Raw genomic sequence first — 17161 nt, 5'->3', positions numbered from 1 at the left:
ACCACCAGCCAGCCCCATATTTTTTCCCCGGTCAGCAGCAACCGCCAGCCCTAACTCGGCGAGGTTCAAACGAACCCGCAGCGCGGCACGCGCACCGGGGCCCACCTAAGGGTTCCTCGTTGAGATCTTCTTCTGCACGTCCAGGCGCCATGGGCGCCAGCCCGGCCAAAACCAAGCAACTGCTTGTGGGCCCCGCGGCCTACGGCTTCACTGCCGGCATCGCCGATCGGTACGCGGCCCACCCTGTGCCCGGCGGCACCGGCACGGGGCGGATCATCAGGGTGGACCGAAACCTGGTCCTCATCGCCACCTGCGATACGACCCTCCACTTGCCCTACCCCGGCAACGGCGCACTGCCCGTCACCGGGGACTGGGCCTGGCTGGGATCCAACGCGGCTGGAGAGGCTGCCATCACCGGGATTCTCCCGCGGCACTCGGAACTGAGCCGCAAACGCGCCTTTGAAGGCTCGTCCGAGGCACAGGTCCTCGCCGCCAACATGGATGTCGTCGGCATTGTGGTGCCCGTGGACCGGCCGCTTAGCCATAACCGGCTGGAACGGACCCTCGTCGCCGCGTGGGACTCGGGTGCCACACCGATGGTCATCATCACCAAAGCGGACCTTGCCGACATCGCGGACGACGTCGTTGGCACCGTAATTCGCCAGGCCGCCGGCGTCGCGGTAATCACCACCTCCGCGGAACAGCGTGACGGCCTCGACGAACTGCTGGGCCACCTCCCGCCCGGCGGCACCCTTGTGCTGCTGGGCCCTTCGGGGGCCGGTAAGTCGACTCTTATCAACGCCCTCGCCGGCGTCCGGGTCCAGGATACGGGAGCAGTCCGCGCCGGTGACGGCAAAGGAAAGCACACCACCACCTCCCGCGAACTGGTGCCTCTGCCCGGCGGTGCGGTGCTGATGGACACTCCGGGGGTTCGAGGCTTCGGGCTCTTCGATGCCGACGGCGGGATGGCGCAAATGTTCGGCGATCTCGAGGAGCTCTTCGCACGGTGCCGGTTTTCCGATTGCGCCCACGGCAGCGAACCCGGCTGTGCCGTGCAGGGCGCACTCGGTGACGGATCCCTCGATGACCGCCGCTGGGAGAGCTACCTGAAACTGCAGCGTGAACTCAAAGCCCTGTCCCGGCGGCATGATGCTGCCGCCGACCGCGCTTTTGCGCGGGGGCGGCAGCAACAGATCGCCGACGCCGGTAAAAGCCAGCGGGCGGCGGCGCGGGACAGCCACGAGGCTGCGGAAAACCAAGGTGTAAGACGCGGCAGGAGAGGCCGGAGCGGGCAGCCAGGGGCCGGCCGGCGGCACCGGTGACACTGCGCAGGGTGCCGCGGGATGTGCCGTAGCGCAAGGGTGGGTGCCGCGGCGGAAGTTTTTTCCTGCGGCACCCATCCAAAACCGGCCGCCCTACGAATCATTAAGTCAGCAACAGCGCCCTTGACGATTTCACTGCTTTTTCCTGACTTTGTCAGTAGCGCTGGCTACGCTGGGTCCTACTGCTTTACAGTCAAAAATCAGCATGCCTAAGATCAGCAAGCTGGACCGTCCGATATTGCCGCCAACAGTTAGGTAAGCCCGGAAATGGCTGAAGCCATGATCGAGTTCCAGAACGTCACCAAGCAGTACCAGGGCGGCGCGCCGGCCGTCGATGACCTGACCATGTCCATCGACAAGGCAGCCATTACGGTCTTTGTCGGGCCGTCGGGGTGCGGCAAGACCACCTCGCTGCGGATGATCAATCGGATGGTCGAGCCGACGTCGGGATCCATCACAGTGGGTGGCGAGGACGTTACGACAGGGCCGGCGGCGAAGCTGCGCCGCTCCATGGGCTACGTGATGCAGTCTTCCGGGCTGATGCCGCACCGCTCGGTACTGGACAATATCGCCACGGTTCCCCGGCTCAACGGCGTGTCCAAGGCCGAGGCGCTCAAACGCGCACACGAACTTCTCGACGTCGTCGGGCTGGCGTCCGCGCTGGGCAAACGGTATCCCTCTCAGCTGTCCGGCGGCCAGCAGCAGCGTGTGGGAGTGGCGCGTGCGCTTGCCGCGGACCCGCCCGTGCTGCTGATGGATGAGCCTTTCAGCGCCGTGGACCCGGTGGTCCGCGACGAATTGCAGCAGGAACTCCTGCGGCTACAGCGCGACCTGGCCAAGACCATCGTGTTCGTCACGCACGACATTGACGAGGCCACGGTGCTGGGGGACAAGGTGGCTGTCTTTGGCCTGGGTGGCAAACTGGCGCAGTACGCAACTCCGGAAGAGATCCTGCGTGCCCCCGCCAACGACTTTGTGGCCTCGTTTGTGGGCCGGGACCGCGGCTTCCGCCACCTCGCTTTCAGCCCGTCCGACGGCGTCACAGTGCACCCTGCCAGGACAGTTACTGCCGATGAACTCAAACTCGCCGGCAACGACGCCGCCGGTTGGCAACTGCTGGTCGGTCACGACCTGCGTCCGCTGGGCTGGTCGGGCCCGGGCATGGGGTCCGAATCGGTTCCCGGCGGGTCTCTCTTCCGCAAGGGCGACACGCTCCGCCGCGCGCTCGACGCGGCCCTGTCCTCGCCCTCCGGTCTCGGCGTCGTCGTGGACGAGGACGGCCGGGTGGCCGGCGTTATCACCGCTGAAGAAGTCCTCGCCGTGATCGAATCGGACCGGCACGTCCGGCACGGCGCGCTCTGATGGAATGGTTCCTGGCAAACAGCGCTCAGGTCTACAGGCTCGCCGGGCAACACCTCGTCCTGGCCATCTTGCCGATGGTTTTCGGAGTGCTGATTGCAGTGCCGGTGGCACAATTTGCGCGGCAGAACCGCGGACTGCGGTCCGTGCTGGTGACGGCGTCCTCACTGCTGTACACCATCCCGTCCCTGGCGCTTTTTATCATCCTGCCGACCGTGCTGGGGACGCGGATCCTGGACCCGGTCAACGTGGTTGTTGCCCTGACCCTCTATGCCGTCGCCCTGCTGGTACGTGCCACCCTGGATGCTTTTGACTCCGTCGACGAGGACCTCCGGCAGGCGGCGGTCGCCATGGGCTTCAAGCCCTTTGCCCGCTTCCTGCAGATCGATCTGCCGCTTTCCCTGCCGGTGCTTTTTGCCGGATTGCGCGTCGTCTCAGTAAGTAACATCTCACTGGTCAGCGTCGCGGCCCTGCTGGGCATCGGCAACCTCGGTATGCTTTTCACCTCCGGGCTGCAGCGCGATTTCGTCACCGAAGTGATGGTGGGCATCATCGCCATCCTGATTCTCGCGCTGGTGATGGACGCTGTCCTGGTCCTGCTGGAGCGGCTGCTGACACCCTGGAACCGTGCCGCGGCCGCCCCGGCTGCCGGCACCGAATCCGGCCACCACACGCCGGGGACCAAGGCCGCGGCGCTCCGGTTCGCCCGTCCCAAGACGGGCGGGGGAAACGCATGAGCAACGTCGTGACCGAAACCTTCGCATGGCTCGGCGACCCCAAGCACTGGACGGGCAGCGCCGGCATCCCGGAACGTCTCGTGGAGCACCTGCTGTACACCGGCCTGGTGATGCTGATCGCCACCGCCATTGCGGTGCCTATCGGCCTCTACGTCGGGCATACCGGGCGCGGGCGGGTCGCCGTTGTTGCTCTCGCCGGCGCCCTGCGTGCGCTGCCGACCCTCGGCCTGCTGACGCTCTTTGTCCTGCTGGCCGGCATCGGACTGATGCCGCCGATCTGGGCGCTTGTGATCCTGACCGTGCCGCCGCTGCTCGCCGGCACCTATGCCGGCATTTCCAGTGTGGACCGGAACGTCGTCGACGCCGCGCGGGCCATGGGCATGACCGAACTCCAGGTGCTCTTCCGGGCCGAGTTTCCCAACGCGCTGCCCGTGATGTACGGCGGATTCCGGACCGGTACACTCCAGGCCATCGCCACCGTCTCGGTCGTCGCATATATCAACCTGGGGGGGCTTGGCCGCTACTTGTTCGACGGGCTTGTGCTCTCAGACTTCCCGCAGATGCTGGGCGGCTCCCTGCTCATCGCCGGCCTCGCGATCACCGTCGACCTGGCCCTTGCCCTCATCCAGCGGCTCTTCCTGTCCCGGGGAACCGCATCACAGCCAAACCGAAGCCATCAGGCTGCGGTTGATCTCACAGACCCCGTACCAGCGGGGACTGTTGTTCAAGGAGGTACGTCATGAAGGAAACCCGCCAACGAGCACTCGGCAGGCGCGCATTCGGCGGCCTGGCCGCCGGCGTCGGCCTGGCCATGGCATTGTCCGCCTGCGGCGGCTCATCCGATCCGCTCTCCACCGCACCCGCCTCTGCCGGAACCGGCTCCGGTTCCGGCGCGGCCCTCGTAATCGGTTCGGCCGATTTCCCTGAAAGCCAGATCGTCGCCGAGGTCTACGCCGGTGCACTGAACGGGGCCGGCGTCACGGCAAGCACCAAGCCGAACATCGGTTCCCGCGAGGTTTATTTCAAGGCGGTCCAGGACGGATCAGTGGACGTCATTCCCGATTACAGCGGAAACCTGCTGCTGCACGTGAGCAAGGACGCCACGGAGGTCTCCGCGGGAGACATCTACAAGGCACTCTCGGAGAAGCTGCCTGAGGGACTGGCCGTGCTGGAGGCTTCCAAGGCAGAGGACAAGGACGCGATGGTTGTGACCAAGGCCACTGCGGAGAAGTACCAGTTGAAGTCGATCGAGGACCTCGCCAAAGTCTGCAGCGAAATCGTGGTGGGTGCCCCGGCGACCTTCGCGGAGCGCGCCTACGGGCTCCCCGGCCTGAAGAAGAACTACGACTGCGTGCCCAAGAAGCTGGAACCGTTCAGCGACGGCGGGGGTGCCGTCACGCTCAAGGCCCTCCTCTCGGACCAGGTCCAGGTAGCCGACATCTACACCACCACTCCGTCCATCGCAGACAACGACCTGGTGGTGCTCGAGGACCCGAAGGACAACTTCATCGCCCAGCAGGTCCTCCCGCTGTACAACAAGGCCAAGATGACGGACAAGGCGAAGGAAACCCTGAACGCGGTCTCGAAGGTTCTCACCACCGAAGACCTGATTAACCTCAACCGGGCTGTCAGCGGCAGCCAGAAGCAAAACCCGAAGGACGCTGCTGCGGCCTGGCTCAAGGACAAGGGACTGGTCAAGTAGGGCCTGCCCCCGGCTTTTTCTGAGGAACGACGGCGGTGGCCGGACTTCCCTGCGGATGCGGGGCGGGCCGGCGGCCGCCGTCGCGGTTTTTCCGCCTGTGACGGCGGCCCGGTGTTGTGAGTCAGATCTCGCCGGAACTACATCCGCCATATGGCATATTTGATGAATGGCAGAATTCAAGCAGTCCACCAAGCTTCATAATGTCCTTTACGACATCCGTGGACCAATCCTTCAGGCCGCCCAGCAAATGGAGGCGGAGGGTCATCGGATCCTCAAACTGAACATCGGAAATCCGGCCCCGTTTGGGTTTGAAGCGCCGGACGCGATCCTGGTGGACATGATCCGACACCTGCCGCACGCCCAGGGCTACAGCGACTCCCGTGGCATCTTCTCGGCCCGGACAGCTGTCTCCCAGTACTACCAGACCCGCGGGATCCAGAACATCCACGTCGATGACATCTACCTTGGCAACGGCGTCAGCGAACTTATCACCATGTCCTTGATGGCGCTGCTGGACGACGGCGACGAGGTCCTCATCCCCACGCCGGACTACCCGCTCTGGACGGCCTCCGTGGCCCTGGCCGGCGGCCGGCCGGTGCACTACCTGTGCGATGAGGAGTCCGGCTGGCAGCCCGACCTGGAGGACCTCGAAGCGAAAATCACCCCGCGCACCAAGGGCATCGTGGTGATCAACCCCAACAACCCCACCGGCGCCGTCTATCCAGAGGAAACGCTCAAGAAGATTGTGGTCCTGGCCGAAAAGCACGGACTGGTGCTGTTCGCCGACGAGATCTACGAAAAGATCCTCTATGAGGACGCCGTGCACGTGAACATGGCCAGCCTTACCGGTGACGACGTCCTGTGCCTGACTTTCAGCGGACTGTCCAAGGCCTACCGGGTGTGCGGCTACCGGGCGGGGTGGATGGCTATTTCCGGACCAAAAAAGGAAGCCGCGGATTATCTCGAGGGCATCAACCTGCTGGCGAACATGCGTCTGTGCGCGAACGTCCCGGCGCAGCACGCGATCCAGACGGCGCTGGGCGGATACCAGAGCATCAACGATCTGATCCTGCCGGGCGGCCGGCTGCTCGAGCAGCGTAACAAGGCCTATGACATGCTCAACGCCATTCCCGGGGTCAGCACGCAGCAGGCACGGGGGGCGATGTACCTCTTCCCCAAGCTCGATCCTGAGGTTTACCGCATCCGCGACGATGAGAAGTTTGTCCTGGACCTGCTGCGTGAACAAAAGATCCTTGTCTCCCACGGCCGCGCCTTCAACTGGGTCCGCCCCGACCACTTCCGGATGGTCACCCTGCCGCTTGTGAAGGATCTGGAGGAGGCCATCAACCGTATGGCGGACTTCCTGAGCCGGTACAAGGGGAACTAGCCTGAACTGAGCAGCGGCGCGGGCGGTTGTCCGGCGTTCCGAACGGAGGCTGCCTGAACCGGAAAGAGGCAAGGGATGTCAGACATCGTGAGATTCAAGCAGCACCCTTCTGAGACTTTGAAGGTGGGTAAGGGTTTCAGGCTGAAGGACGTGGATCCGGACGCCACCCCGGGATACCCGGGGGACAAAAGTGATGGCGAGCTGCTGCTCTCCGACCTGGACGATAACCTGACGGTGTTCCAGGAGCAGCTCTTTGCCGAGTCCCGGTTCGGCGGCACCAAGCGCCTCCTGTTGATCCTGCAGGCCATGGACACCGCTGGCAAGGGTGGAATCGTGAACCACGTGATGGGCACCATGAACCCGCAGGGGGTCCAGTTGAGGTCGTTTAAGGCCCCCACTGACGAGGAGAAGTCGTATGACTTCCTGTGGCGGATCGAGAAGGAAGTGCCCGCGGCCGGCATGGTGGGAGTCTTTGACCGGTCCCACTACGAGGACGTCCTGATCCACCGCGTCCACCGTTGGGCGGATCCGAAGGAACTCGAACGCCGCTACCAGGCCATCAACGAATTCGAAGCCCGGCAGACCGCCGCCGGGACGAAGATCGTTAAGGTGATGCTCCACATCAGCCCCGATGAGCAGAAGGAGCGGTTGCTCGCCCGGCTGGACGATCCGGCCAAACTTTGGAAGTACAGCAGCAACGACCTTAAAGAACGCGCGTTCTGGGACGACTACATGGCTGCCTACCAGGCGGCTTTCGACCACACGAATTCCAGCGCTTCACCCTGGCATGTCGTGCCGGCCAACAAGAAATGGTACGCCCGGATCGCCGTCCAGCAGCTGCTGCTGGACGCGATGGACGGGCTGAAGCTGGAGTGGCCGGTTCCCGAGCTTGACGTCGCACTGGAGCGGGACCTTGTGGAGCGCTCCTGAGCGGCCGTGCCGGGACTACTCCGGGCTGTCCCGGGCGGCTAGGTCCCGGGCCGCGGACAGGCGCTTGCGGGCACCCTCGAGCCATTGTTCGCAGCGTTTGGCCAGAGCCTCGCCGCGTTCCCACAAAGACAGCGACTCCTCAAGGCTTACGCCGCCTGCCTCGAGTCTGCTGACGACCCCGACGAGTTCCTCGCGGGCTTCCTCATAGCTCAGGGCATCAATGTCGTTGCCGGGCGTGGTTTCTGCTGCCATGGTGTGCTGCTCCTTGTTGCGTCGGGGGAAGGAATTGATCGGGGCTGGCCGGGCGGGGTTTTGATTCTGCGGTGACCCGCTTTGCCGGCACCGGACTTAGTCTTCGGCGGGTTCCTGGCCACCGGTCGACTCTGCGGTGAACCGGCCACCGGCCACGCGAACGGTGAGGGGAGTGCCGGGCGGAGCCTGCTCGGGGTGCCGCACAACGCCGTGCCCGGTGCCCGGGGTCGAACCGCCGACGGCGAGCTGCACTACCGCATATCCCCGGTCCAGGGTTTTCTGCGGCGAGAGGGCCCGGACCTGGGCCTTCAGGTGCACCAGCTGGTCGGACGCCCGCACGACGGCGGTGGTGACCGCGGCCCGGGAACGGCCGGTGAGCCGTTCGACGTCGTCGTACCGGCTCCTGACCATAACGTCGGGGGACGCCAGCACAGGACGGGATCTCAACGCCGCCAACCGGTCCGTTTCGCGTTCCACCAGTCGGGTGACACCGCGCCGAAGCTGCTCCCGGGCCTGACGGACCCGGGCGAGCTCCTCGACGACGTCCGGGACGATCCGCTTGGCAGCGTCGGTCGGGGTGGAGGCGCGCAGATCCGCGACATCGTCAAGAATCGGCCGGTCCGCCTCGTGGCCGATCGCGCTCACTATCGGTGTGGACGCGACGGACACCGCACGGATAAGTTCCTCGTTGCTGAACGGCAGCAGATCCTCCAACGCACCGCCGCCGCGGGCGATCACGATGACGTCCACCGCCGGGTCCGCATCCAGTTCGCGGAGTGCGGCGATGACCTGTGCGACCGCAGTGTTGCCCTGGACAGCCACCTCTCGGACTTCGAATTCCACAGCGGGCCAGCGCAGTGCTGCGTTGCGCAGCACATCCTTCTTGGCGTCCGAGTTGCGCCCGGTGATCAGGCCGATCCGGTGCGGAAGCAGCGGCAGGCGCTTCTTGCGGGCATCGGAGAAGAGCCCTTCCGCCGCCAGGGCATGCCGGAGCCGCTCGATCCGTGCGAGCAGGTCACCAAGGCCAACCGGCCGGATGTCCTTTACCGACATGTTCAACCTGCCGGTCTTGAGCCACAATTCCGCCTTGAGCAGGGCTACGACCCGGGAGCCTCGTTCCAGCGGGCTTTCCTGCCGGTCCAGCACATTAGTCCAGACCGACGCAGGCAGGGAGATTTCGGCGTCGATGTCTCGCAGCGTGAGGTAGGCGTTGGTGCCCCGCCGGTTCAGTTCGATCACTTGGCCTTCGACCCAGGCGGACGGGGCGCGGTCAATGTGCGTCTTGAGCTTTTGGGACAACAGCTGCAAGGGCCAAGGATTGTCGGGGCTGGTTTCTGCCGCCGTGGCCGGAACGGTCGTGGCTGCTGCGGCGTCCTCAGACATGCCGGTACCCCGGTACGGGGATGGCCTGGTGCATATGGATAGGTGTCCTTTGCCGGGGCGGGGCGGCCCGCACGGGTCCTTCTCGGCGATTGCGCATCAGGAAGGGCCAGCGGCGGACAACTCGAATGTGTCGGGTTCAACTCTATCCATAGGCCTACCATGGGGGCGCGACTTTATTGTTCGGCAGGACGCCCCCCGTAAGATGGCACTACCCGTCAATTTCCTAGGAATCCTTGTGCGCACTTTTGTTTCGGCCGTAGCGGTAATCATCGGTCTTGTCCTTACGGCTGTCGCTATTCCAGCCATGTGGGTGGATCGGAATATCGTGCAGGAGGACGGTTTTGTGGCGTTCGCCGCCCCGCTGGGCAAGGACCCGGCGTTCCAGCAGCGGCTGGCCGGCGCCGCGGTCGGCAGCCTCGGCGCGGATCAAATTCCCCCGGCGATCAGTGGACTCGTTACGCCAGTCTTGCAACGTGCCGCCAAGTCCCTCACGGCCATGCCCGGCTATCCCGAGGCCTGGACCGAAACCCTGCGCAAGAGCCACCGGCTGAATTTCGCCGACCCCAAGGCTCGTCCCGCCGGCACGGGCACCGGAACCTCATTGACGCTGGACCTCGCCCCACTCGTCGGTCTGGTGGCGAACCAGGTGGCGGAAGCCACCTCCTTGCAGCTGACGGCCCCTGACCAGCTGCCGATTACCCTTGGGCAACCGAAGCACCGGCAGATCCTGGACCGGGTCTCCGCTGTCGCTCCGATTGGCTACCCGCTCGCCGCCGGCGCCCTCATCTCCTTCGCGCTGGCCTTCGTGGCCGCCCGGCGGCGCCCCACAGTCCTCGCCGGGATCGGGCTCGGTGCCCTCGTGCTGGCCGGAGCCTGGCAGCTTGCTGCCGGCGCAGCCGGGAGTGCGGTGAAGGGAACGTCCAGCGGCAACGCGGTCGCGGAGATCTTCAAGAGCGAGTTCGTCTCCGCTGCCAGCTCAAGTTTCGGCCAGTGGATCCTGGCGGCAGCGGCGGCTGGCGGCGTCTTGCTCGCGGCCGGCCTGATCCTGCGCGCCCGCCCCCACCGCCGGGTGCCGCAACCGCTGGCACAGCAGCAGGTCCCTCAACACCGGTAGCATTGGGGCATGACCTCCACAGCCGTGTCCATTCCGATGCCAACCGTCCCGCGCCGTCGGCGTTCGCCGGAGGAAGTGCTGGCGGCAGCCGCCGTAGCGGGCCCCAAAAGGGTTCTGCTCGCCGCGCCGCGCGGCTACTGCGCCGGCGTCGACCGGGCAGTCATCGCGGTGGAAAAAGCGCTGGAGCACTACGGCCCTCCGGTTTACGTCCGCAAGCAGATCGTCCACAACGTGCACGTGGTGAGCTCCTTGGAGGAAAAAGGGGCAATCTTCGTTGACGAGACCGACGAGGTCCCCGAGGGTGCCCTGGTGATCTTCTCTGCCCACGGCGTCTCGCCGGCTGTGGTCCAGTCTGCCGAGGACCGGGGTCTGCGGACCATCGACGCGACCTGCCCGCTCGTCACCAAGGTGCACAAAGAAGCCGTGCGCTTCGCGAAGGACGACTTCGACATCCTCCTAATCGGCCATGACGGCCATGAGGAAGTCGAGGGAACGGCAGGCGAGGCTCCCGAGCACATCCAAATCATCAACGGCCCGCACGAGGTCGGCAAGGTTACGGTCCGGGACCCGGAAAAGGTCATCTGGCTTTCCCAGACCACGCTCAGCGTTGACGAAACGATGGAAACCGTCCGGCTCCTCAAGGAACGGTTCCCCACCCTGCAGGATCCGCCCAGCGACGACATCTGCTACGCGACAACTAACCGACAGGTCGCCATCAAGAAGATCTCACCCCAGGCCGACTTGGTCATCGTCGTCGGATCGGCAAACTCGTCGAACTCTGTCCGGCTCGTGGAAGTGGCGCTGGAGTACGGCGCGAAGGCTTCCTACCGGGTGGATTTCGCCAACGAGGTCGACGAATCCTGGTTCGAAGGGGTGGCGACCGTTGGTGTGACCTCGGGCGCCTCGGTTCCGGAAGTCCTGGTCAAGGACGTCCTGCGACTGCTGGCTGACTACGGCTACGGCACCGTCGAGGAAGTCGTCACGGCCGAGGAAGACCTGCTTTTCTCGCTGCCGAAAGAACTTCGCGCCACGTTGAAGCAGGCCGGGGACGTCACCCGTGCCCTCGGCGGCCGCGGGGCACGCACCACCCAGACCTCTTAGGAACTCCCGGCCCCGGGCCGGCTAGGCTGCCGATTCCCGGACCTCCTCGCCCGAGTCGCTGCCGGGGTTCCCGGCCGAGGTCCCGGAACCGTTCCCGGGCTGGAGTTCGGGGGCGGCCACGGAACGCGGCGTCACCTCCACGGCAGCAGGTGTGACCAGACCTGCGGCGTCCAGGGCATTGAGCTTCCGGGCCGTCGGCAGCACCCGCGCCTCCAGGGTTCCCACCAGGGAGTTGTAGCGTTCCACGGAGGTTTTCAGCGAGGAGCCGAGCTTGGTGACGTTCTCACCGAGCGTTCCCATCCGTTCGTACAGCTGGCGGGCAAGTTCGAACAGCTCCCGGGCGCTGTCCGTCAGGACGTCTTGACGCCAGGTGAAGGCTACGGATTTCAGCACTGCCAACAAGGTTGAGGGCGATGCCAGCACCACATTCTTGGACAGGGCATAGTCCAGCAGGGCCGGGTCCGCGGACAGCGCGGCCGCGAGAATCGATTCGGCCGGCAGGAAACAGACCACAAGTTCCGGGGAGTTGCCCGGAATGTCCCAGTACTTTTTCCCGCTCAGCGCGTCCACATGGGCCTTCAAGGCCTTGGCATGGGCCAGGAGATGAGCCTGCTGCCCGCCCAGCGACTGTGGGTGGGGCGGGCCCGCGGCGGACGCACCAAGCTCCTGTGCCGCCAGATATGACGTGAGCGGTACCTTCGCGTCGACGACGAGTTGCTTCTGACCGGGAAGCTGCACCACCAGGTCTGGCCGGACACTGGCCTCGGTTGCGCCGTGGGCCTGCCCGCTGTGGACCTGCTCGTGGAAATCCACATGGCGCAGCATCCCCGCGGCCTCGACCACGCGGCGCAACTGGACCTCACCCCACTGTCCGCGGGCGCTGTTGGACCGCAGCGCGGACTCAAGGGCATGCGTTGAGCGCAGCAGCTGTTCGTCGGAAAGGCGGGCTTCCTGCAACTGCTGCGCGAGCTGCCCGTACTGTTCCAGGCGGTCGCGTTCCAGGAGCGAAACCTGCCGCTGAACGGCCGTGAGCTTCTCCGCCACCGGGGCCAGGGCCCGCAGTACGCTGCCGTCCTGGTTCCGGGATTCGCCGAGTTCCCGGTTCTGGGCTGCCAGCAGTCGCCGCTCGGCGTCCGCCGCGGCGAACTGGGCGCTGACCTCGGCAAGCCGGCCCGAGACGGCGTCGAAGTCGTGCTCCACCGCGGCGGTTCGTCGCCGCACCAGCAGGTAGGCCACGACGGCGCCGGCGACGGCGCCAATGAGAAGCATCAGAAGTGAAAGGATCAGTGCAAAAGCGTCCATGCCTTCACTCTGGCATGCCCCTGTGACAGTTTGCGTCCGACTCCCGGCAGCGGTCCCGGTCCCGGGCCGCAAGCGGGTAGAATTGGTCCTCGTGGCTCTTACTATTGGCATCGTCGGACTGCCCAACGTCGGCAAATCAACTCTTTTCAACGCACTGACCCGCAACCAGGTGCTCGCAGCGAACTACCCGTTCGCCACGATCGAGCCCAACGTTGGTGTGGTCAACCTGCCGGACCCGCGGCTCGCCAAGCTGGCCGCCGTCTTTGGGTCCCAGCGTCTGCTGCCGGCTCCGGTGTCGTTTGTGGACATCGCCGGTATCGTCAAGGGCGCCTCGGAGGGCGAAGGCCTGGGAAACAAGTTCCTTGCCAACATCCGCGAGGCCGAGGCCATCGCGCAGGTTGTCCGTGTGTTCGCTGATCCCGACGTCATCCACGTCGACGGCAAGGTGGATCCCCGCTCCGACATGGAGACCATCAACACCGAACTGATCCTGGCTGACTTGCAGACCATTGAAAATGCAATTCCCCGGATCGAAAAAGAAGTCAAGATCAAGAAGCGGGAAGCGGCTGAACTTGCAGCCATCCAGGCGGCCCAGGCCGTCCTGGAACGCGGCGACACCATCTTCTCCTCGGTCAAGAGCGACAAGCTGGAGATGGAACACCTCAGGGAGCTCAGCCTCCTCACGGCCAAGCCATTTATCTACGTTTTCAACGCGGACGAAGGTATCCTCGGCAGCCCCGAGAAGCAGGAAGAACTGCGGGCCATGGTTGCCCCGGCAGACGCCATCTTCCTCGACGCCAAGCTCGAGTCCGACCTCGTGGAACTGGACGAGGAGGAAGCCCGCGAGATGCTGGAACTGAACGGCCAGGAAGAATCCGGACTCGACCAGCTGGCGCGCGTCGGCTTCCACACCCTTGGACTCCAGACTTACCTGACGGCCGGCCCCAAGGAAACCCGGGCGTGGACCATCCACCAGGGTGATACGGCCCCGCAGGCCGCCGGCGTGATCCATTCTGATTTCCAGCGCGGATTCATTAAGGCCGAGGTCGTCTCCTTCAACGATCTCATCGAAGCCGGTTCCATGGCCGAGGCGAAGTCCCGGGGCAAGGTCCGGATAGAAGGCAAGGAATACGTGATGGCCGACGGCGACGTGGTTGAATTTAGATTTAATGTGTAGATTCTTCGCCTGAATCAGTTGAAATGCCGCCCTCCGTGAAAACGAACGAGGGCGGCATTTCTTGTAACAGAATTGATAGTCGTAGCGTCAAGGACCTTCGGACGGAGTCCGGGTGCATAGGAAATTTCGGGCTTTTTCCTCGGATACCCAATGACCTGCGACTCCAACGCGAGGCGATGCGGGTCTTTCCCTTACCAGCGCTCACGAGTCATTTCACAGCTAACCCCTTGATGCCGACCGGGGAGGGGGCCATCTCGGTCGTTTCCTTATGGGGCCAGGGCTGAGGCGGTGGAACCGGCGGTTTCCGGTATGGAGCAGGCAGTTGCCCTCGCCGCGTCATCAATCCCCGGGGGAATCGTTGTAGCGGCCCTGAACGACGTTGTTACCAACACTCTCGGCCCGAACACCAGGGAAGCGCTGGCCCGGACCGGGACGATCGTCTCGTCGACGGTGCAGGCAGTTAGTTTCTACGCTCAGGGCGACCTCGATATGGCCGCCGGGGCCCAGCGAAGCGCGGCTATGGCCGGCTCCGATACTGAAATGCCGGGCACTCGTCACCGGCCCCTGCCCCAGTAATCGCCGAAGTTGAAGGGTTAGCGACGTGGTCTTAGCGCCAGAGGTTTGCACAGCTGTCGGAGCCTCCGGACTGGATCCCTCCGGGGGGTTCCGTCTGCCCGACTCCGATTCGCTCGACTCCGCAGCCGCCGATCTCACCATCCACGCTGCGGCATTCCGCAATGGCATGGACACCGCGGCGCAGACCTGGACGGGATTAGGCGCCTCCTATGCCTCCGAGGAGTCCCCCACCGTTCTGGCGGCCTTCTCCAGGGTTTCACCGCTGGCGGCACGAGTCGCGGAGGACGCCCAGCAGACATCCCAGTCTCTGAGGGCTTTCTCGTCAACCTGCCGGGACCTGCGGCAGCGGCTGGAGGCCTATGGCCGCGGAGTGCAGCAACTGGATGCAGACATTGACGCGTTCCCGACATCGGTCGAGAAGAAAACTATGGTCAAGGACCAGCTCATCGTGGTGGAATTTATATTCAATGTGTAGCTAGACCGCCGTTCGGCGACTTTATCAGCTGCACAAGTTATCTGAATAAATCATTTCGGATACTTGCCAGACACCTTTGCCACGGCGTTGGCGGACTCGTGAAGAACCGGTAGCCGTTGCGCAGGAGTGTGAGACAATGCTCCCTCGGTTGCGGGACCTATCCCAATGCGCCCCAGGCATCGTAGTTGTTCCACCTAAGAGTTGATGTCCAGGACCCTTGCTGTGCGACGGAGCCGGGCTGCGGTCCGAACCGGGTCGATAGTGAGCGTTTCTGGCCCCGATACCGTTGCGGCCGGTGTGTTCGCCCAGCGGGCGCCTGCTGGAGCTAAATCGCCTCCTGTAACACACAGTGTCTGGGCTGCCGCGGAGATCTCGGACAGTGGGCCCTCTTAAAATGGGGGTCTACCGAAAGTAGAGATCAGCATGACCGCATCACGGAAGCGATTTACCCAGGAGTTCAGGGACGAGTTGTGCCGGGAGGTGATCAACACGTCCAAGCCGATCAAGGACGTGGCCACCGCGTACGGTGTCGGCCCCGAGACGCTCCGGAACTGGCTGGTCAAGTACCGTGAGGCCAACGGCGGCACGGAGGCGGATCTGACAGTGCCGGAACGGGCCCGGCTGAAGGAGCTCGAGAGGGGAAATCAGGAGCTACGGGCGGAGACTGCTTTCCTGAAAAGCCACCGCTTACTTCGCGCGGGAGCAGCGGTAGTGAGCAAGTACGAATACATCGACTCCCAGAAAAGTGAGCCCGCCAACCTGAATTCGGTCTGGGCCGCCCGTCCTCAATCGGCCACCTCGGCCCGCCGGCAGGGCCTGACCGAGCGGATCCAGCACTTCTTCGAGGAGTCCGAGGGCACCTACGGCTACCGGCGCATCCACGCCGATCTCGCCGCGGAACAGACCGAGTGCTCGGCCGAGCTGGTGCGGCAGCGTTGCCGACCGCACGCCCGATCCCCACCGTCACCGGTATCGGTGGCGGGCAGGTTCTGTCGTTGCCTGGTGGTGTCACCGGGATCGGCGACGCCTGGACCGCGCCGGGCTGGCGCGCCGCCCGGCCCACCGACCAGACCGACCCGTGGGCTGTTATCGGCGCGCCGACAGCCCCTGCCCCGGGTCCGGGTGGCACTGCCGGTGCTGATGCCGCTGGTTTGGGTGCTGTATCCGGGTTGGCAGGTACGCTGCCGGCAGGGATCACCCTGACCGGCAACGGCGGACTGGACGTCGCGGGTCTGGAATGGCTCGGGGCGCGGGCGTACGACCCGGCAACCCGGGGTTTCCTGTCCACCGACCCCACCGGGCTGCGTCCGCTCACTGGTGAGGAGCTGAAGGCCTACGACGGCTCCTCCCGGGGAGCGTTCGCCGCCGCCGGGAACTGGCTCGGCGAGAACTGGGAGTATCTGGCCGGGGGTGCCATGGTCATTGCCGGTGGCGTCATGATCGCCACCGGCGTGGGCGGGCCCGTGGGAATGATGCTCGTCGGTGCCGGTGCCGACATGATCATTCAAAAGGCCACAACTGGTGAGGTAGACCCTTTGCAGGTCGGGTTCAGCGCTGTCTTGGGCGGGTTCGGGGGGGTCGGCACCGCAGCATTGGCATCTCGAGCCGGCCCTACAGGGATGTAGAGCGTGGTTGCGGCCGCGGCAGGTTCAGGGGGCATCAGTGGCAGTGTCGAAGGTACCTATGGTTACTGCACGGGCCCCGGCCCCCACACTGTCACAGGTGCATTCGGCGCGACTACGCAGGGAGCAGTGTGCGGAGCGGGCCTTAGCGGTGTTGGTGGCGCCGCCGGACATAAGATTGGGCAGAAGGTGATGAGGGCAGTCACCGCCCGTCCCGACGCTGGAACGATGGCCATGGGCAGAGTCATGAAATACCGTGTGGCGCCTTACACTGATGCGCATGGAATGGGATATTATAAAGGTGCATCAGGCTACGACTTTACGGATGCCCACTTTTCCCCCGAAGTGCGAGACGGTATACATATTTGGGCGAATAAAAAGTGGATCGATTATCAAATGATGCAGGGCAAAAATTTGGTAGACATCGGATCCCCGGACGAAAGTCTTCGGCCCGACTTTCTCGACCCCCTAGAATCTAGTCCGTATTACAACATGAAATTCCGTCGCGTTTCAGGATATCAGCGATACACAAGAGACCACCAGCCCGCCTGGGACTTGAAGGAACAAAATGTCTTATCCTAAGATCTTTTTAAGGGCTGTCGAGTATGAAAAAGTTGGCATTTTTGGACTGACGAACCGGTGGACATACGAATTTATAAAACCCGGGATGCAGGAAAAAAGACTGGGTACGAAGGAATTACTCAGGGAACTTGTCCCTGGGA

17 protein-coding genes and 1 pseudogene are annotated in these 17161 nt (G+C 64.4%); 15 read left to right on the top strand and 3 right to left on the bottom strand.

All coding sequences use genetic code 11. The features are described from left to right. The first annotated feature begins 149 nt into the window (after positions 1-149). From rsgA to ABIB49_RS05395, 7 genes are all read left to right on the top strand, one after another. Positions 150-1322 (top strand): ribosome small subunit-dependent GTPase A, encoded by a 1173-nt coding sequence (gene rsgA / locus ABIB49_RS05425; RefSeq protein ID WP_282359679.1) that lies wholly within the window; start codon positions 150-152, stop codon positions 1320-1322. Between the two features lie 267 nt (positions 1323-1589). Then, a complete protein-coding gene (locus ABIB49_RS05420; RefSeq protein ID WP_282359678.1) occupies positions 1590-2684 on the top strand; it encodes an ABC transporter ATP-binding protein in 1095 nt (364 codons plus the stop codon). Beyond that, entirely contained in the window at positions 2684-3418 is a 735-nt protein-coding gene (locus ABIB49_RS05415; protein WP_282359677.1) for an ABC transporter permease, read from the top strand. The genes ABIB49_RS05420 and ABIB49_RS05415 overlap by 1 nt, the downstream gene beginning before the upstream one ends. Continuing rightward, entirely contained in the window at positions 3415-4161 is a 747-nt protein-coding gene (locus ABIB49_RS05410) for an ABC transporter permease (RefSeq protein ID WP_226776066.1), read from the top strand. The genes ABIB49_RS05415 and ABIB49_RS05410 overlap by 4 nt, the downstream gene beginning before the upstream one ends. After that, complete coding sequence (locus ABIB49_RS05405; protein WP_282359674.1) at positions 4158-5120, top strand: ABC transporter substrate-binding protein; 963 nt, start codon at positions 4158-4160, stop codon at positions 5118-5120. The genes ABIB49_RS05410 and ABIB49_RS05405 overlap by 4 nt, the downstream gene beginning before the upstream one ends. A gap of 166 nt (positions 5121-5286) precedes the next feature. Then, positions 5287-6507 carry a pyridoxal phosphate-dependent aminotransferase gene (locus ABIB49_RS05400; RefSeq protein ID WP_226776068.1) on the top strand — a complete coding sequence of 407 codons (1221 nt, stop codon included), beginning with the start codon at positions 5287-5289 and terminating at the stop codon, positions 6505-6507. 75 nt (positions 6508-6582) lie between these two features. Then, a complete protein-coding gene (locus tag ABIB49_RS05395; RefSeq protein WP_226776069.1) occupies positions 6583-7437 on the top strand; it encodes a PPK2 family polyphosphate kinase in 855 nt (284 codons plus the stop codon). 15 nt (positions 7438-7452) lie between these two features. On the opposite strand, the gene ABIB49_RS05390 is transcribed toward ABIB49_RS05395, so the two are convergent. Together ABIB49_RS05390 and xseA are read right to left on the bottom strand one after the other, a co-directional pair. Beyond that, the gene (locus ABIB49_RS05390; RefSeq protein WP_226776070.1) at positions 7453-7689 is read right to left on the bottom strand and encodes an exodeoxyribonuclease VII small subunit; all 237 of its coding nucleotides are present in this window, start codon (positions 7687-7689) and stop codon (positions 7453-7455) included. Positions 7690-7785: 96 nt separating this feature from the next. Then, a complete protein-coding gene (gene xseA, locus ABIB49_RS05385; RefSeq protein ID WP_282359673.1) occupies positions 7786-9072 on the bottom strand; it encodes an exodeoxyribonuclease VII large subunit in 1287 nt (428 codons plus the stop codon). A gap of 235 nt (positions 9073-9307) precedes the next feature. Between xseA and ABIB49_RS05380 the strand changes: the two genes are divergently transcribed. Together ABIB49_RS05380 and ABIB49_RS05375 are read left to right on the top strand one after the other, a co-directional pair. Then, positions 9308-10186, top strand: coding sequence for a hypothetical protein (locus ABIB49_RS05380; protein ID WP_282359672.1), 879 nt, complete (start codon positions 9308-9310; stop codon positions 10184-10186). Positions 10187-10195: 9 nt separating this feature from the next. Next, entirely contained in the window at positions 10196-11287 is a 1092-nt protein-coding gene (locus ABIB49_RS05375; protein ID WP_226776073.1) for a 4-hydroxy-3-methylbut-2-enyl diphosphate reductase, read from the top strand. Between the two features lie 21 nt (positions 11288-11308). On the opposite strand, the gene ABIB49_RS05370 is transcribed toward ABIB49_RS05375, so the two are convergent. Beyond that, a complete protein-coding gene (locus ABIB49_RS05370; protein WP_282359671.1) occupies positions 11309-12589 on the bottom strand; it encodes a DNA recombination protein RmuC in 1281 nt (426 codons plus the stop codon). 91 nt (positions 12590-12680) lie between these two features. Here ABIB49_RS05370 and ychF point away from each other — a divergent pair, with 91 nt between their 5' ends. The 6 genes and pseudogenes from ychF (at position 12681) to ABIB49_RS05340 (ending at position 17021) form a co-directional block, all read left to right on the top strand. Next, positions 12681-13766 carry a redox-regulated ATPase YchF gene (gene ychF / locus ABIB49_RS05365; RefSeq protein ID WP_282359670.1) on the top strand — a complete coding sequence of 362 codons (1086 nt, stop codon included), beginning with the start codon at positions 12681-12683 and terminating at the stop codon, positions 13764-13766. Between the two features lie 309 nt (positions 13767-14075). Next, the gene (locus tag ABIB49_RS05360; RefSeq protein ID WP_354156806.1) at positions 14076-14342 is read left to right on the top strand and encodes a DUF6507 family protein; all 267 of its coding nucleotides are present in this window, start codon (positions 14076-14078) and stop codon (positions 14340-14342) included. 25 nt (positions 14343-14367) lie between these two features. Further along, positions 14368-14817 carry a hypothetical protein gene (locus ABIB49_RS05355; RefSeq protein WP_282359668.1) on the top strand — a complete coding sequence of 150 codons (450 nt, stop codon included), beginning with the start codon at positions 14368-14370 and terminating at the stop codon, positions 14815-14817. A gap of 423 nt (positions 14818-15240) precedes the next feature. After that, positions 15241-15786, top strand: a pseudogene (locus ABIB49_RS05350) (transposase); the annotation flags it as partial. Between the two features lie 200 nt (positions 15787-15986). Continuing rightward, positions 15987-16442 carry an RHS repeat-associated core domain-containing protein gene (locus ABIB49_RS05345; RefSeq protein ID WP_282359667.1) on the top strand — a complete coding sequence of 152 codons (456 nt, stop codon included), beginning with the start codon at positions 15987-15989 and terminating at the stop codon, positions 16440-16442. Between the two features lie 186 nt (positions 16443-16628). Next, the gene (locus ABIB49_RS05340; protein ID WP_354156805.1) at positions 16629-17021 is read left to right on the top strand and encodes a hypothetical protein; all 393 of its coding nucleotides are present in this window, start codon (positions 16629-16631) and stop codon (positions 17019-17021) included. Positions 17022-17161: the final 140 nt, after the last annotated feature.

This window comes from Arthrobacter sp. UYCu512 (assembly GCF_040547075.1).
In the GTDB taxonomy this organism is placed as follows: domain Bacteria; phylum Actinomycetota; class Actinomycetes; order Actinomycetales; family Micrococcaceae; genus Arthrobacter.
The sequence above is the reverse complement of the archived record's forward strand: the minus strand, read 5'-3'. Positions and strand labels throughout refer to the sequence as shown.

What these genes read in the sequence shown, in the direction of transcription:
- ABIB49_RS05420 (WP_282359678.1), top strand. Translation starts at nt 1,590, where the DNA reads ATGGCTGAAGCCATGATCGAGTTCCAGAACGTCACCAAGCAGTACCAG.
- ABIB49_RS05400 (WP_226776068.1), top strand. Translation starts at nt 5,287, where the DNA reads ATGGCAGAATTCAAGCAGTCCACCAAGCTTCATAATGTCCTTTACGAC.
- ABIB49_RS05415 (WP_282359677.1), top strand. Translation starts at nt 2,684, where the DNA reads ATGGAATGGTTCCTGGCAAACAGCGCTCAGGTCTACAGGCTCGCCGGG.
- ABIB49_RS05375 (WP_226776073.1), top strand. Translation starts at nt 10,196, where the DNA reads ATGACCTCCACAGCCGTGTCCATTCCGATGCCAACCGTCCCGCGCCGT.
- ABIB49_RS05390 (WP_226776070.1), bottom strand. Translation starts at nt 7,689, where the DNA reads ATGGCAGCAGAAACCACGCCCGGCAACGACATTGATGCCCTGAGCTAT.
- ABIB49_RS05405 (WP_282359674.1), top strand. Translation starts at nt 4,158, where the DNA reads ATGAAGGAAACCCGCCAACGAGCACTCGGCAGGCGCGCATTCGGCGGC.
- xseA (WP_282359673.1), bottom strand. Translation starts at nt 9,072, where the DNA reads ATGTCTGAGGACGCCGCAGCAGCCACGACCGTTCCGGCCACGGCGGCA.
- ABIB49_RS05360 (WP_354156806.1), top strand. Translation starts at nt 14,076, where the DNA reads ATGGAGCAGGCAGTTGCCCTCGCCGCGTCATCAATCCCCGGGGGAATC.
- rsgA (WP_282359679.1), top strand. Translation starts at nt 150, where the DNA reads ATGGGCGCCAGCCCGGCCAAAACCAAGCAACTGCTTGTGGGCCCCGCG.
- ABIB49_RS05395 (WP_226776069.1), top strand. Translation starts at nt 6,583, where the DNA reads ATGTCAGACATCGTGAGATTCAAGCAGCACCCTTCTGAGACTTTGAAG.
- ABIB49_RS05410 (WP_226776066.1), top strand. Translation starts at nt 3,415, where the DNA reads ATGAGCAACGTCGTGACCGAAACCTTCGCATGGCTCGGCGACCCCAAG.
- ABIB49_RS05370 (WP_282359671.1), bottom strand. Translation starts at nt 12,589, where the DNA reads ATGGACGCTTTTGCACTGATCCTTTCACTTCTGATGCTTCTCATTGGC.